The sequence below is a fragment of the Clostridium sp. AM27-28 genome, assembly GCF_003480955.1.
GTDB classification, from domain to species: Bacteria; Bacillota; Clostridia; order Lachnospirales; family Lachnospiraceae; genus Otoolea; species Otoolea fessa.
Window position 1 is genome coordinate 271,235 of sequence record NZ_QUJT01000001.1, and the last position, 15,096, is coordinate 286,330.

Genomic DNA, 15,096 nt, shown 5'->3' on the forward strand with positions numbered 1-15,096 from the left:
CCGCGGAGTATGTTATCGTACTGTTGAAGCTTTTAACAATTAAAAAGTTCGTATATATCCCTTATTCAGAGTGATGGAGATACAAAGGATCTATGAAGTCACGGCAACCCCGTTACATGGGACTGGAAATTAGTCTCAGCAGGGAACGGAAGGTGCCAGCCTGAGCGAGGAACCGGTAGATCGGTTTATCGAGCAATAAGAGGATTTGATCGAGATAATCAAGTCCGTGTTGCTGCGGACTTTTTTTACGTCTTACGACAAATTTATCAAAGGAGAAAATATGGAGAGATTACTTTTTACATCTGAATCAGTAACCGAAGGACATCCGGATAAAATGTGTGATCAGATTTCCGATGCGATTCTGGACGCGCTCTTAGAGCAGGATCCGATGAGCCGTGTGGCTTGTGAGACGGCGACGACAACCGGTCTGGTTATGGTTATGGGCGAGATCACAACGAAAGGCTATGTGGATATCCAGAAGGTAGTCCGCAATACCGTCCGTGAGATCGGTTATGACCGTGCGAAATACGGTTTTGACTGTGATACCTGCGGCGTGATCGTGGCACTGGACGAGCAGTCCCCGGATATCGCGATGGGAGTTGATAAAGCGCTGGAAGCAAAAGAGAACAAGATGACCGACGAGGAGCTGGAGGCAATCGGTGCCGGCGATCAGGGTATGATGTTTGGTTATGCGACCAACGAAACGGATGAATATATGCCATATCCGATTTATCTGGCACACAAACTGGCACGCCAGCTGACCAAGGTCCGCAAAGACGGAACCCTGCGCTACCTGCGCCCGGACGGCAAGACACAGGTAACCGTAGAGTACGATGAGAACGGCAAACCATCCCGTCTGGATGCAGTGGTTCTTTCCACCCAGCATGACGAGGAAGTAACCCAGGAGCAGATCCATAAGGATATTAAAAAATATGTATTTGACGAGATTCTGCCGGCAGAGATGGTTGATGAGAATACAAAATTCTTTATCAATCCGACCGGACGTTTCGTTATCGGCGGTCCGCATGGAGACAGCGGTCTGACCGGACGTAAGATCATTGTGGACACCTACGGCGGCATGGCGCGTCACGGCGGCGGCGCATTCTCCGGAAAAGACTGCACAAAAGTGGATCGTTCTGCTGCATACGCAGCCCGCTATGTTGCGAAAAACATCGTAGCAGCTGGACTGGCAGACAGATGTGAGATTCAGCTTTCCTATGCGATCGGTGTTGCACAGCCGACCTCCATCATGGTAGATACATTCGGAACCAGCAAGTTGCGTGAGGATCAGCTGGTTGAGATGATCCGCAAGCACTTTGACCTGCGTCCGGCTGGCATCATCAAGATGCTTGACCTGCGCCGCCCGATCTACAAACAGACGGCTGCATACGGACATTTCGGTCGCGACGATCTGGATCTTCCGTGGGAGAAGCTGGATAAGGTGGATGAATTAAAGGCGTATCTGTAAAAGTAGGAAACGCTGCAGGGATATCTGCCCGTAAAAAATCATAAGATCAGAACGAGGGGGCTGCCGCTTTTGCGGCAGTCTCTTTTATTACACAAAAAGGCACATGCTTTTTTATTTATAATACTTTTAGAGACGTAATCTGCAAAATATGATACACTATTTGTGGAAGATATCAGGAGCAAAAGCGCAGAAGTCCGACGCAGTTTTGCGGGAGGATTTTTGTAGGGGCAATCTGGTATCAGACCGGGCAATGACTGGAGGAAATAGGATGAAGATACGCACACGTCTGGCGATTGCTTTTGTGACGATTACGGTCGTTCCGATTGTGCTCATATTTGTGGCGGCGTTCGGACTCGTAAACTATCAGGAGCATCTGTTTCAGAAAACATACGGGCTGTCGGAGCAGATCGATCTGCTCTCCGGCAATCAGACACAGGTGTTTAACCGGCTGACGCAGGGAATCCAGGAGGAGATCCGCGAGGCGGTCGGGGAAAATACAGATTTATTTGAAGAACCGGCTTATTTGAGCAAGGTCAATGAAGAACTGCGCGATAAATATTCGTATCTAGTCATCCGCAAGGGCAAGGACATCACATTCTGCGGAAGCGAGGATGGACGCGAGCTCTGCGAACGGCTGGCGCCGTACGGTGATCAGGGAAGTATGGCAGGCAGTATTTACATGGATGGCGAGGAACAGCATCTGGTCAAACAGATCGATTTCCGGTTTTCAGATGATTCACAGGGCAGTGTGTTCATCGTGACGAACGTCGGGGATTATGTGCCGGAGATCAAGGCGCTGCTCGGAGAGATGCTGCTTCTCGGCGTGCTGATCATCAGTTTTATGGGCGGTCTGCTGATCATGTGGATCTACCGTTCTCTGCTGCGTCCGCTGCACAAGCTGCAGGAGGCGACCAAGCAGATCCGGGATGGAAATCTGGACTTTACGCTCGATGTGGATGATGAAGATGAGATCGGAATGCTCTGCCAGGATTTCGAGGAGATGCGCCTGCGTCTCAAGGAATCGCAGGAAGAAAAACTCCAGTACGACAAGGAGAGCAAAGAGCTGATCAGCAATATTTCCCATGATCTGAAGACTCCGATCACGGCGATCAAGGGGTATGTGGAAGGCATTCAGGATGGCGTGGCTTCTTCACCTGAGAAATTGAATAAATATATTCGGACGATTTATAATAAAGCAAACGATATGGATCGATTGATTGACGAGCTGACGTTCTATTCGAAGATTGATACGAACAAGATTCCGTATAACTTTTCAAAGATCAATGTGGCGGAATATTTTGGTGATTGTGTTGAGGAAGTTGGTCTGGATATGGAGACGCGCGGCATCGAGCTGGGATATTTCAACTATGTGGACGAGGATGTGGTCGTGATCGCGGACGCGGAGCAGATGAAGCGAGTGATCAACAACATTATCGGAAATTCGCTCAAATATCTGGACAAGAAAAAGGGTATTTTAAATATCCGCATCAAGGATGACGGCGATTTTATCCAGGTCATCATCGAGGACAACGGAAAGGGAATCGCGGCGAAAGATCTGCCGTATATTTTCGATCGTTTCTACCGGACGGATTCGTCGAGAAATTCGTCCAAGGGCGGTAGCGGCATCGGGCTTTCGATCGTAAAGAAGATTATCGAAGATCACGGCGGACGCATCTGGGCGACCAGCAAGGAAGGCATCGGAACGGAGATCCATTTCGTTTTGCGCAAGTATGTCGGGGCATAGTGATTTGAAGTTTGGTCGTTTAAATAAAAACAGCAGGAGGAATTCACAGATGAGCAGAATATTAATCGTAGAAGACGAGGAGAGTATTGCAGAGCTGGAAAAAGATTATCTGGAGCTTTCTGGTTTTGAGGTTGAGATAGAAAATAATGGAGAAACGGGACTGAAACGCGGCATGGAGGAAGATTTTGATCTTCTGATTCTTGATCTGATGCTGCCAGGGGTCGATGGCTTCGAGATCTGCAAGAAGATCCGGGAAGTAAAAAACACACCGATCATCATGGTATCTGCGAAAAAGGACGATATTGACAAGATCCGCGGTCTGGGACTGGGCGCGGACGATTATATCACGAAACCATTCAGTCCGAGCGAGATGGTGGCGCGTGTCAAGGCGCATCTGGCGCGTTATGAGCGCCTGATCGGCAGCGGTATGCCGGAAAACGAGATCATCGAGATCCGGGGACTCAAGATTGATAAGACTGCCCGCCGCGTTTACATCAACGGCGAGGAGAAGAACTTCACGACGAAGGAATTTGACCTGCTGACCTTTTTAGCACAGAACCCGAACCATGTATTTACCAAGGAAGAACTCTTCCGCGAGATCTGGGATATGGAGTCATTGGGAGATATCGCGACGGTTACCGTGCATATTAAGAAGATCCGTGAGAAGATCGAGTTCAACACGGCGAAACCGCAGTATATTGAGACGATATGGGGTGTTGGATACCGGTTTAAAGTCTGATGACTGGGTAAGCCACATAAAAACGACCCTTGGGAAACGCAAACAGGAGCGCTTTCCAAGGGCCGTTTTATATTTCATAGGAAATTGCGTCCTATGAAATATAAAAGTTATTGTTCACGGGTAGGCACTTTTGGAACCGAAAGTGCCGTAAGAAAACGTGGTGGCAGCAGGAATTTGCCGTATTTAAATGCGAAGCCACGGCAAATTCCGTTACTGGGCACGTATGCGTGAACAGTAACATATAAAATGCTCCGCGAGGATGCGCACTCGCGCGAAGCAGAAACATGTCGCAAGCGACCGCGTGAGACGCCCGAAGGTGCCAAGGCACATTCTTTTTCATCCCAACAAGATTTGGCTTGCCCGCTTCAGATCGTTCTCGTCCGGGATACGGATGTCGGACAGGGAATAGGGAATGCCGAGCGTTTCCCATTTATAGATGCCGAGCGTGTGGTATGGGAGAATTTCTACCTTTTCCACATTTGAAAGTGTGTCCAGAAATGCACGGATTCCATGCAGGTTGGCCGGATCATCGGTAATGCCGGGGACTAAAACATGCCGGATCCACAGGGGCTTATGAATCTGGTCTAAAAACCGGGCAAAGGAAAGAATGGATTCGTTGGAGTGCCCAGTCAGAAGACGATGTTTTTCCGGATCGATGTGTTTCAGATCCAGAATAACAAGATCGGTGTGCTCTAAAAGCGTGGTCAGGTGGGAAAAGAAAGGTTCGGCGGTGGTAAATGGCTGTCCCGCGGTGTCCAGTGTGGTGTGAATGTGCTGTTCTTTGGCAAGCTGGAAAAGTTCACATAAAAAGTCAGCTTGAAGGAGCGGTTCTCCGCCGCTGACGGTGATGCCGCCGCCCCCGCGCCAGTAACTCCGGTAGCGGAGTGCCTGGCGAAGAAGTGCTTCCGGGGTGATTTCCTGCGAACCGGTGTGTTTAGATGGGCAAGAAACACCTTCGAAAAGAGCGGATGTGCCGGAGGTGTGGGTGGAGACGTCCGGGAGGGAAAGTTCCTTTGGCAGTACCCATGTATCCGGATTGTGGCAGTAGCGGCAGCGCATGAGACAGCCCTGCATGAATACCACGAAGCGGACACCGGGACCGTCTACGGAGCCGAAGGTATCGATGGAATGAATATAACCGGTATGCATCGTTACAGCACCTCGTGGCAGGTACGGGCGATCACGTCGAGCTGCTGTTCTCTGGTCAGATTGATAAATTTAACGGCATATCCGGAAACACGGATGGTGAAGTTGGCATATTCCGGTTTTTCCGGGTGTTCCATCGCGTCCTTCAGTTTTTCGATTCCAAAGACATTTACATTTAAATGATGCGCGCCCTGATCAAAATATCCGTCCAGGACGTGAACCAGGTTATTTTTCCGTTCTGTCTCGGAGTGACCGAGCGCCCCCGGTGCAATCGTTTCTGTGTTGGAGATGCCGTCGAGCGCATATTCATATGGAAGCTTTGCGACCGAGTTTAAAGAAGCGAGCAGACCGTTCTGCTCTGCGCCGTAGGAAGGAGTTGCGCCTGGGGCAAACGGGGTGAATGCCGGCCGTCCGTCCGGAAGTGCGCCGGTTGCCTTGCCATATACAACATTGGAGGTGATCGTGAGGATCGAGGTGGTTGCCTCGGAATTCCGGTAGGTGTGGTATTTTTTTACTTTATGTAAAAAGGTTTTTAACAGCCATACGGCAATCTCGTCGGCGCGGTCGTCATCATTTCCGTAGCGTGGGAAATCGCCCTCTGTCTCAAACTTGCGGGCGATGCCGTATTCATCACGGATGACCTTCACTTTTGCATACCGGATCGCGGAGAGAGAATCGACCACGTGGGAGAAACCGGCAATTCCGGTGGCAAAGGTACGCCGGACATCCGTGTCGATCAACGCCATCTCAGCGGACTCATAGTAATATTTATCGTGCATATAGTGAATCAAATTGAGGATATTCACATAAATGCCCGCCAGCCAGTCCAGCATCTGATCGTATTTATGCATGACTTCCTGATAATCGAGGTATTCGGATGTGATCGGCGCATACGCTGGACCAACCTGCATCGGACGTCCGTCTTTGGCAGTGTATTTCTCGTCTCTGCCTCCGTTGATGGCATAGAGAAGGCATTTGGCAAGATTGGCACGGGCGCCGAACAGCTGCATTTCCTTGCCTGTCTGGGTGGCGGAGACGCAACAGCAGATGCTGTAGTCGTCCCCCCAGATCGGACGCATGACATCGTCGTTTTCATACTGGATCGAGGATGTGTTGATGGAGATTTTGGCAGCATATTTCTTAAATGCCTCTGGCAGGCGGGAAGAGTAAAGGACGGTCAGGTTTGGTTCCGGGGACGGTCCCATATTTTCCAGCGTATGTAAAAAGCGGAAATCGTTTTTCGTTACCATCGGACGCCCGTCTTGTCCCAGACCGGCAACTTCCAGCGTTGCCCAGACCGGATCGCCGGAGAAAAGTTGGTTGTAGGATGGGATCCGGGCAAATTTTACCATGCGGAATTTCATTGTCATATGGTCGATTAATTCCTGCGCCTCGATCTCGGTCAGTGTTTGTTCTGTTAAATCCCGGTTGATGTAGATATCAAGGAAGGTGGAAATGCGTCCGACACTCATGGCGGCACCGTTCTGGGTCTTAACGGCAGCGAGGTAACCGAAGTAGAGCCACTGGACGGCTTCTTTGGCATTGGAAGCCGGACGGGAGATATCAAAACCATAGATGGCAGCCATCTCCTGAATGTCCTTTAGAGCGCGGATCTGCTCGGCGATCTCTTCCCGCTGGCGGATGATGTCATCAAACATGGCGCCATTTCCACAGCGTTCCAGATCCTTTTTCTTTTCCTGAATTAGGAAATCGATTCCGTACAGGGCGATCCGGCGGTAGTCGCCTACGATCCGGCCGCGTCCATAGGTATCCGGAAGTCCGGTGACGATATGGCAGTGGCGGGCGGTTTTCATTTCCGGGGTATATGCATCGAAGACGGCCTGGTTGTGGGTTTTATGGTATTCGGTAAAGATTTTATGAAATTTTGGATTGACATGGTAGCCGTAGGTTTTGGCGGCTTCCTCCGCCATCTTGATTCCGCCGAACGGCATAAAAGCCCGCTTGAGTGGTTTGTCGGTCTGAAGTCCGACGATGCGTTCCAGATCTTTAAGCTCCGGATCGATATATCCCGGACCATAGGCGGTCAGGCTGGATACGATTTCAGTTTCGCATTCGAGCACACCGCCCTTTTCGTGCTCTTTCTTCTGAAGCTTTTGAAGGCGTTCCCAGAGCAGATGAGTGGCACTGGTTGGGGCAGCGAGAAAGCTTTCATCGCCATCATATTGCGTATAGTTGTTCTGGATGAAATCGCGGACGTTCACTTCGTCGGTCCATTTGGAGCCCAGAAAACCTCTCCAGGCTGTTTGAAAGATAGGTGTGTTTTGGAATGTTTGATACATAGCAGACATGTGTTTACCTCCTGGTTGAAAAATTTCGATCCCAGCAGAGACAGTGAGAGTGAAAAAAAGTAAAAAAAATACCCACGGTCTGTGCTGTGACGCCCAGACGGTCGGCAATTTCCAGTCATACTTCATGTGGTTGATCCACTTATCCGTCAGTTGTATGACTGCTATGTTTAAGGTATATCAGAACCGAAGAGGAATGTCAAGCTATATTTGGGGGAAGAGGTAGCAGTGAAGAGGTAACAGTTCAAGTCCGTAGCTGTTCACAGTAACAAAAAGAGTGCCGGAAAGAGTGGACATTTAGCAAATGACTTGATAAAATGAGTGAAGTTTTAGGACAGATGGGAATGAAAAAGGGATAAAAAGTTGCTGGGCACGATGCTTGAACAGTAATGATGAAACCTGAATTTGACAGAAATGACAGAAGAGAGGAAGGAAATGCTGGAAAAATTTTGTGTCGGGTTGGTGCGGATTTTGTTGGGAGGAATTCTTTTTTTCCTGACACTGCTCAGCGCGGTTGTGACCTGCCGGGTCTATGGAGGTTCTGAGATTGTACAGTATGGAAGGGACAGTCTGTTTCTGCACCTGTTTTTTGGTGCGGGTGTGATTGGACTGACGGTGTTTTACAGGCGGAGAAAGGAACGAAAGTGCCGGAAGAACCAGTGGCTTCTTTTATCGGCTGCTGCCTATCTTTTTTGGATTCTCCTTGTCCCGTCCTGGGGCGGTTCTGACTCTCATCAGTGTATGGCGTCCGCGCAGGGACTTCTGCAGGGCGATTTCAGCGCCTGGGAGCCGGTGGCGTATTCGTATGGGACAGCGGAAGGACCGCTTGGGTATGCGTACACTTACCCGTCTCAGAACGGGCTGATTCTCTATATGGCAGTGCTGGTATTTTTCTTTGGGGATGCGGCGTATGCAGTTTTCCAGATTTTAAATATCGGTTTTTTTATTCTGGGAATCGTGAGCCTGCAGCGGATGACGGTACGGGGAAACGAAAGGTGCAGCCTGCTTTTGTGGATGGCGTGCTGTCTGCCATTTTCTTTCTATATCCTCTTCGTGTACGGTACGATGCCAGGATTTGGACTTTCGTGTCTGGCGATGGAACGTCTGGTGCGGTATGTGGAAGAGGGGCGGGGAAGAGACTTCTGGATTGGCGCGGCAGCAGTAGCGGCGGCGGTGATCCTCAAGTCGAATTATGAGATTGTGCTGGTGGCGCTGTTTTTGTATCTGGCATCCTCGGGAGTCTTTCGAAGGAAAGCACGCCTGCTGGTGGCAGCGGTGCTTCTGATTACAGTGTATGTGATTGGAAACCGGGGGATTCAAACAGGAATTTCTTCTGTGACCGGACGCACGGTATCGGACGGTGCGCCGATGATTGCCTGGGTGCAGATGGGACTGGAGGAGAGCAAACGTGGACCGGGCTGGTACAATGGCTATCAGGTAAAACTCTTTCAGAAGGCAGATGGGGATGCGGATCTGGCGGCCGCATGGGCGCAGGCAGATTTGCGGAAAACGATTTCAGATATGGCAGAGGAACCGGCGAAAGCCGCTGATTTCTTTGTTCGGAAGATCGAGTCAATCTGGGCGGAACCGACCTTTCAGAGTCTCTGGATCCAGGAGGTGGGAAATACCTCCTGGGCGGAGGAAAGCCCGCCATGGGAGCTTTTCAAGGAAGAAGGGGGTCTGAACCGGCTCTATGTTTTTGCGGCGAATCTGTTGCAGACGTTTGTGTATGCGATGGCGTGTGTATGGGTGATTGCCGGGATGAGTGCCAAAGGAAGCCGAAGTAAGCATGTCCTGATGAAACGAACATGGGAAAAGAGGATAGAAGCAGAAAAAACTGTGAAGGCTGTGAAAAAACAGGGAATGGAAACGGTCTGGGAGAGGCAGGAACGTGGAGAACCGGACAGATGGGGGATGCTGCTTCCGGGAATCGTGTTTATTGGGGGATTCCTGTTCCATCTGGTCTGGGAGGCGAAGGGGCAGTATTCGGTGGTGTATTTTATGCTGCTGCTGCCGTATGCGTATCTGGGGATGGAAAGAGTGGCGGATGTGTTTTTAGATGTGACAGGTGCCGGGAAAGAATGATGTTTTGAGATAAAAAAGATACTGGGAACAGCCTGAAATAAGCCGTTTTCAATATCTTTTTTATGGTTTAAAAGAGCTATGATTTCTAAAAATCCATTAAAAATTGCAATGATAAATCCGCTCCGCCGCCTGATAGAACACAGTTTCCCAATATTTTTCCGGAATCAGCCGTTTCGTAATTTCGATGTAATCTTCATAGTTGGCGAGCGGCCAGTCGGTGCCGAACATGAGCTTATCATAGTCGCGGATGTAGGCAAGCCAGGTTTTCAGGGTGCTGATATACCCGCTCTGCTCTTCCAGAAACTCCGGAATGTCAAATTTGCCCTCTAAAAGCCCAGAGAGGTCGGCGGCGACATTTTCATTTTTCTCGACAACGGCGGCGGCATCCATCAGCCACGGGTTGCCGAAGTGGCACATGACGAACTGGACATCCGGATGGCGGACGGCGGCTTCATCGAGGGTCAGCGGATGGCTGTATTTGATGAATGCTTTGGAACCGGCGGTCTGTCCGGTGTGGATGGCAACCGGCTTTTTGTACGCCTTGGCGAGGTCGTAGATCGGTTCGAAGCGCTCGTCGGTAACGTAGATGGAATCATATCCCGGGTAGAGTTTGATGCCGACGCAGGTATTCCGTTTTAAGTTTTCTTCGACAAGATCGCATGTCTTTTGAATCTTTTCCGGCGTCAGTTTTCGTGCTTCGACGCCGACGCAATAGCGCAGAAAATCCGGGTATGTGTGATTATCCGGGTGAACGCCGCGGTTTCCCATGACGATGCCGCCGACGATATTATATTTCTGAAAGCATTCCCGCAGATGCTCTTCATTATTGATATGACCGGCTTCGATGGCAATCTCATCGAAATGCGGGTAACCGGGACAAAAGTGCAAATGTGAATCAATGATTTTCATAATGATAACAGGCGCCTGTATCAAAAACCTTTTGGAAAAAGAACGGCGCTGTCCTCCTTTCTGCTGTGATGTATGTCTGGAAGTTTTGAGAAAATCCGGTGCAACAAAACTTCGGGTGTATATAAATAAGAAATGCAGTGACAGTCCGGCAGGTTCATAGAGCATGCAGCAACTGTATGAAATCAACTGTTAGTGTAGTCCCAAATGGGGTGGATGTCAAATTTTTCTCCATCTGTTTGACATCCACACTATGATCTGGTATAGTGATAGCTATGCGTATTGCAAAGGGGCAAACTGCCTCTTTCTTTTTTTGTAAATATTCCGGAAGAATGCAAAAAAGATAACTAATATGATATATGAAATGTATCTCCGGAATGTGCAGACCGTTAATCAGACAATGAAAGGAATAGAATGGAAACAATCAGATTTGAAGATTTAGAGTTAGATGCAAAGATCATGCGTGCGATCACCGATATGGGGTTCGAGGCGGCTTCTCCGATTCAGGGACAGGCGATTCCGCTGGAACTGCAGGGACTGGATATCATCGGACAGGCACAGACTGGTACCGGTAAGACGGCTGCGTTTGGTATTCCGCTGTTACAGAAGATCGATCCGAAGAATAAGAAGCCGCAGGCGATCATTCTCTGCCCGACCCGTGAACTTGCCATCCAGGTATCTGAGGAGATCCGCCGCCTGGCAAAATACATGCACGGTGTCAAGGTTCTGCCGATCTACGGCGGACAGGAGATCGGACGTCAGATCCGTTCCCTCAAGGATGGTGTGCAGGTTATCATCGGTACGCCGGGGCGTGTGATGGATCACATGCGCCGCAAAACCGTCAAGATGGATCAGATCCACACGGTTGTCCTCGACGAGGCGGACGAGATGCTGAACATGGGCTTTTTAGAGGATATGGAAACCATCTTAAGCGCACTGCCGGAGGAGAGACAGACGCTGATGTTCTCAGCGACGATGCCGCAGGCGATTCAGCGGATCGCGACGAACTTCCAGAAAGATCCGCAGATTGTGCGCGTGGTCAAGAAAGAGCTGACCGTTCCGAAGGTAACCCAGTATTATTATGAAGTAAAACCGAAGAATAAGCTGGAGGTTATGTGCCGTCTGCTGGATCTCTATGATCCGAAGCTCTCAGTGGTATTTTGCAACACGAAAAAGCAGGTCGATGAGCTGGTACAGGGCTTACAGGGACGCGGCTATTTTGCAGAAGGGCTTCACGGCGATTTGAAACAGGAGCAGCGTGACCGTGTCATGCGTGCATTCCGTACCGGACGGACGGACATTCTGGTGGCAACGGATGTGGCAGCCCGCGGTATCGACGTCGATGACGTTGAGGCGGTATTCAACTATGATGTACCGCAGGATGACGAGTATTATGTACACCGTATCGGACGTACTGGACGTGCCGGACGCGAGGGCAAGGCGTTTAACCTCGTAGTTGGCAAAGAGGTTTACAAGCTGCGCGAGATCCAGCGCTACTGCAAGACCCGCATCATTCCGCAGGCGATTCCGTCTCTGGACGATGTGACCTCCATCAAGGCAGATAAGATTCTCGACCAGGTGGGCGAGGTGCTGCAGGACAGCGATCTGAGCAAGGTGATCGATATTGTAGAAAAACGTGTGCTGGAAGAGGACTACACGACGCTCGATCTGGCAGCAGCGCTGCTCAAAATGATGATGGGCGAAGAGGGCGAGGAGCTCTTAGAGGAGAACCGCCCGCTGCGTGAGCTGGAGGATCTCGAGGATGAGAGCCGCCGCAGCCGTGGTGGAAGAAACGGCAGAGGAAGCCGTGGCAGAAATGAGGACGTAGCGCGTCTCTTCATCAACATCGGAAAGAACCAGGGCATCCGTCCGGGCGATATCCTCGGTGCGATCGCCGGAGAATCCGGCATGCCGGGACGTATGGTCGGAAGTATCGATATGTTCGATAATTACACATTCGTCGAGGTGCCGAGAGAGCATGCGGACGTTGTACTGCAGGCGATGCGCGGTGCGAAGATCAAGGGCAAGAACGTGCATATGGAGAAGGCGAACCGGAAGTAAAGAGCATATTGAAATTATATTTGGCATATGCTATAATGCCATTAGGCGAAAAGACAAAAGTGTTCAAAGTGGCACAAAAACAAATCCCTCAGGTGCGGGCACACCTGAGGGATTTTATTCCATTTGGGCGAGGTGGCTTAAGCCTCTGGCTGACTACCTAACGATGTCCGTCCAACCACTTGCATATGTAATAGGCGATTACACTTGCCACGACGGACACAAGAAAAGACAGAAATATATTCAAAATGGCACACCCCCTTTCTGCACCTGTCTAGGGGTGGTAGCTGTATTAGTATATCATAAAGATAAAATTATAAAAAGTCATCTTTGAGATGTTTTGTTTGTCTCAAAGATGACTTTTTATCTTAATAACTTTAAAATTTGCTCTTACAGCTCCGCCGTAATAAAAATATCATAAATCGCTTTCACAGCCGCCTCGAAATCTGCGTTCTTCACGCCGATGATGATGTTGAGTTCACTGGAACCCTGGTCGATCATCTTGACGTTGATGCGGGCGTGTGCCAGAGCGGAGAAGATGCGTCCGGCAGTGCCGCGGGTGGACTTCATGCCGCGTCCTACGACGGCGATGAGTGCTAAATCGGACTCAAGCTCGATGGAATCCGGCTGTACCGCGCGGTGGATGTTGGAGATAACGAACTGCTCATGCTGTTCGAATTCGGACTGGTGTACGAAGATGGTCATCGTATCGATTCCGGACGGCATATGCTCGAAGGAAATACCGCAGTCCTCGAAGACACCCAGAACTTTTCTCCCAAACCCAATTTCGGAGTTCATCATCGCTTTCTCGATGGTGACAGAGCAGAAACCAGTCTTTCCGGCGATACCGGTGATGGTGTATTTCGGCTTCCGGCAGGTATTCTCGACGATGAGTGTACCCGGATCCTCCGGCTTGTTGGTGTTGCGGATGTTGATCGGGATGCCCTCGCGGCGTACCGGGAAGATGGCATCCTCATGAAGGACGCTGGCACCCATGTAAGCCAGTTCACGCAGTTCTTTGTAGGTGATGGTCTCGATCGGAACCGGATTTTCCACGATGCGCGGGTCGGTTACCAGGAAACCGGATACATCGGTCCAGTTCTCGTAGAGGTCTGCGTGAATCGCGCGGGCTACGATGGAGCCAGTGATATCCGAACCACCGCGGGAGAAGGTGTGGATCGTGCCGTCCGGATTGGACCCGTAGAAGCCTGGGATAACGGCGCGCTCAGTGTGCGCGAGGCGTTCGGACAGCTCTTCATTGGTTTTCTCGGACAGGAATGTACCATTCTCGTCAAAGAAGATTACCTCGGCTGCATCGATGAACTCATAGCCCAGGTAATGGGACATGATGATACCGTTTAAATACTCACCGCGGGAAGCTGCGTAATCGCTGCCTTTTTTTGCGATAAAGTTTTCCTCGATGGTCTTGAACTCATAATCGAGGTTTAAATTCAACTCCAGACCGTCGATGATCTGCTCATAGCGCTCTTTGATAGCGGAGAGAAGCTTGCCGTAGCTTGCGCCGGTGGAAGCTGCTTCGTAGCAGGCATAGAGCATATCGGTTACTTTGGTGTCATTTTTGTTGCGTTTGCCCGGAGCAGACGGTACAACGTAGCGTCTGGATTTATCAGCACGGATAATATCTCCGACTTTTTTGAACTGTTTTGCGCTGGCGAGGGAACTTCCGCCAAACTTTACTACTTTTTTCATGATGTTCTTTGTTCCTTCCTAAAGTAAATATTGGGTTAATTCAGTTTCTGGATCTTCGGAAAATACTGGAACAGTACCTTGGCAACCAGTTTGTCGCGCTTGACGTATTTGTGCGTCCAGCGGCGGGCGTCGTTGGAATAGTTCCGGTTGTCGCCCAGCATGAAATAGCAGCCATCCGGCACTTCGTAGTGCTGCGGTTCTTCCGGTTCCATCGGTTCATGCAGATACGGCTCGTCGAGCGGTGTATCGGAACCATTTAAGTATACCTTGCCGTCCACGATGTCGATCGTGTCGCCCGGCATACCGATGATACGTTTGACATAGTACGTTTTGATGCCTTTCGCTTCATCATCCGGATAAATGAAAATGGCGATGTCACCCCGCTGCGGATCTCCGAATTTGTAGCTTAACCGTGAGCCGATGACGCGGTCGCCAGCCATGATGGTCGTTTCCATCGAGCTGGTCGGGACTTCGCTGTTGGCGATGATGAAATGGTTGACGCAGAATGCGATAATAGCGGCGGCAACCAGGACCTGAATCCAGCTTATGACCTCGTCCTTGAGATTGAAGCCTTCCTTGCGGCTCTTGCCCTTCTTGGATTTTGTGGCATTTCCGGTACCTGAAGCGTTGTCGTTCTCTTCGGGCGTATCTTCCGAATCGTGTTCCGAAGAGTTCTGGCCCGGCTGGTTGATGCCGATTTTTCCGGCGCGGAGTTCATCGAGCATCTCATCCAGTTCCTGATCGGAACGCCCGGAGAAATGGCTTCGGGACGAAATATGGTCTCTATCTTGATCTTCCATATATATCTCCTCTCTCTGCTGTTGCTGTCTGTGTGACGTTATCTTATGGCACTTTCAGTTCCAAAGGTGTCTGCTACGGCAGTAACGTTTGTGCAACGCATGAGCAGTAATAGGCTACTGTAATATGGTAACCT

Annotated in this window: 10 protein-coding genes and 2 riboswitches; of the genes, 5 read left to right on the plus strand and 5 right to left on the minus strand. The window is 50.2% G+C overall.

The window, feature by feature from the left end:
* Positions 1–58: 58 nt before the first annotated feature.
* Positions 59–202: riboswitch (SAM riboswitch) on the plus strand.
* Positions 203–280: 78 nt separating this feature from the next.
* The 3 genes from metK (at position 281) to DW720_RS01310 (ending at position 3,951) form a co-directional block, all read left to right on the plus strand.
* Entirely contained in the window at positions 281–1,468 is a 1,188-nt protein-coding gene (gene metK, locus DW720_RS01300) for a methionine adenosyltransferase (RefSeq protein WP_022359473.1), read from the plus strand.
* 268 nt (positions 1,469–1,736) lie between these two features.
* The gene (locus DW720_RS01305) at positions 1,737–3,212 is read left to right on the plus strand and encodes a HAMP domain-containing sensor histidine kinase (RefSeq protein WP_118492943.1); all 1,476 of its coding nucleotides are present in this window, start codon (positions 1,737–1,739) and stop codon (positions 3,210–3,212) included.
* 49 nt (positions 3,213–3,261) lie between these two features.
* Positions 3,262–3,951: a response regulator transcription factor gene (locus DW720_RS01310; RefSeq protein ID WP_022359471.1), complete on the plus strand. Its 690-nt coding sequence runs from the start codon at positions 3,262–3,264 to the stop codon at positions 3,949–3,951.
* Positions 3,952–4,287: 336 nt separating this feature from the next.
* Here DW720_RS01310 and DW720_RS01315 read toward each other — a convergent pair whose 3' ends face one another.
* Both DW720_RS01315 and pflB read right to left on the minus strand, forming a co-directional pair.
* Positions 4,288–5,100, minus strand: a complete 813-nt coding sequence (locus DW720_RS01315; RefSeq protein ID WP_118492941.1) for a radical SAM protein — start codon at positions 5,098–5,100, stop codon at positions 4,288–4,290.
* Positions 5,101–5,102: 2 nt separating this feature from the next.
* Positions 5,103–7,406 (minus strand): formate C-acetyltransferase, encoded by a 2,304-nt coding sequence (gene pflB / locus DW720_RS01320; RefSeq protein ID WP_279221034.1) that lies wholly within the window; start codon positions 7,404–7,406, stop codon positions 5,103–5,105.
* 84 nt (positions 7,407–7,490) lie between these two features.
* Positions 7,491–7,570: riboswitch (ZMP/ZTP riboswitch) on the minus strand.
* A 268-nt stretch (positions 7,571–7,838) separates the two neighbouring features.
* Here pflB and DW720_RS01325 point away from each other — a divergent pair.
* Positions 7,839–9,488 carry a hypothetical protein gene (locus tag DW720_RS01325; RefSeq protein WP_118749170.1) on the plus strand — a complete coding sequence of 550 codons (1,650 nt, stop codon included), beginning with the start codon at positions 7,839–7,841 and terminating at the stop codon, positions 9,486–9,488.
* A 96-nt stretch (positions 9,489–9,584) separates the two neighbouring features.
* Here the strand turns inward: DW720_RS01325 and DW720_RS01330 are convergent, their stop codons facing one another.
* Positions 9,585–10,397, minus strand: a complete 813-nt coding sequence (locus tag DW720_RS01330) for an amidohydrolase family protein (protein ID WP_022359467.1) — start codon at positions 10,395–10,397, stop codon at positions 9,585–9,587.
* 411 nt (positions 10,398–10,808) lie between these two features.
* Between DW720_RS01330 and DW720_RS01335 the strand changes: the two genes are divergently transcribed.
* On the plus strand, positions 10,809–12,455 hold the full coding sequence (locus tag DW720_RS01335; RefSeq protein WP_107000818.1) for a DEAD/DEAH box helicase: 1,647 nt from the start codon (positions 10,809–10,811) through the stop codon (positions 12,453–12,455).
* A gap of 387 nt (positions 12,456–12,842) precedes the next feature.
* Here DW720_RS01335 and DW720_RS01345 read toward each other — a convergent pair whose 3' ends face one another.
* Positions 12,843–14,162 carry an aspartate kinase gene (locus DW720_RS01345; protein WP_107000817.1) on the minus strand — a complete coding sequence of 440 codons (1,320 nt, stop codon included), beginning with the start codon at positions 14,160–14,162 and terminating at the stop codon, positions 12,843–12,845.
* A gap of 35 nt (positions 14,163–14,197) precedes the next feature.
* Positions 14,198–14,710, minus strand: coding sequence for a signal peptidase I (lepB, locus tag DW720_RS01350; RefSeq protein ID WP_227589452.1), 513 nt, complete (start codon positions 14,708–14,710; stop codon positions 14,198–14,200).
* Between the last annotated feature and the right edge of the window lie 386 nt (positions 14,711–15,096).

What these genes read in the sequence shown, in the direction of transcription:
- metK (WP_022359473.1), top strand. Translation starts at nt 281, where the DNA reads ATGGAGAGATTACTTTTTACATCTGAATCAGTAACCGAAGGACATCCG.
- DW720_RS01305 (WP_118492943.1), top strand. Translation starts at nt 1,737, where the DNA reads ATGAAGATACGCACACGTCTGGCGATTGCTTTTGTGACGATTACGGTC.
- DW720_RS01310 (WP_022359471.1), top strand. Translation starts at nt 3,262, where the DNA reads ATGAGCAGAATATTAATCGTAGAAGACGAGGAGAGTATTGCAGAGCTG.
- DW720_RS01315 (WP_118492941.1), bottom strand. Translation starts at nt 5,100, where the DNA reads ATGCATACCGGTTATATTCATTCCATCGATACCTTCGGCTCCGTAGAC.
- pflB (WP_279221034.1), bottom strand. Translation starts at nt 7,406, where the DNA reads ATGTCTGCTATGTATCAAACATTCCAAAACACACCTATCTTTCAAACA.
- DW720_RS01325 (WP_118749170.1), top strand. Translation starts at nt 7,839, where the DNA reads ATGCTGGAAAAATTTTGTGTCGGGTTGGTGCGGATTTTGTTGGGAGGA.
- DW720_RS01330 (WP_022359467.1), bottom strand. Translation starts at nt 10,397, where the DNA reads ATGAAAATCATTGATTCACATTTGCACTTTTGTCCCGGTTACCCGCAT.
- DW720_RS01335 (WP_107000818.1), top strand. Translation starts at nt 10,809, where the DNA reads ATGGAAACAATCAGATTTGAAGATTTAGAGTTAGATGCAAAGATCATG.
- DW720_RS01345 (WP_107000817.1), bottom strand. Translation starts at nt 14,162, where the DNA reads ATGAAAAAAGTAGTAAAGTTTGGCGGAAGTTCCCTCGCCAGCGCAAAA.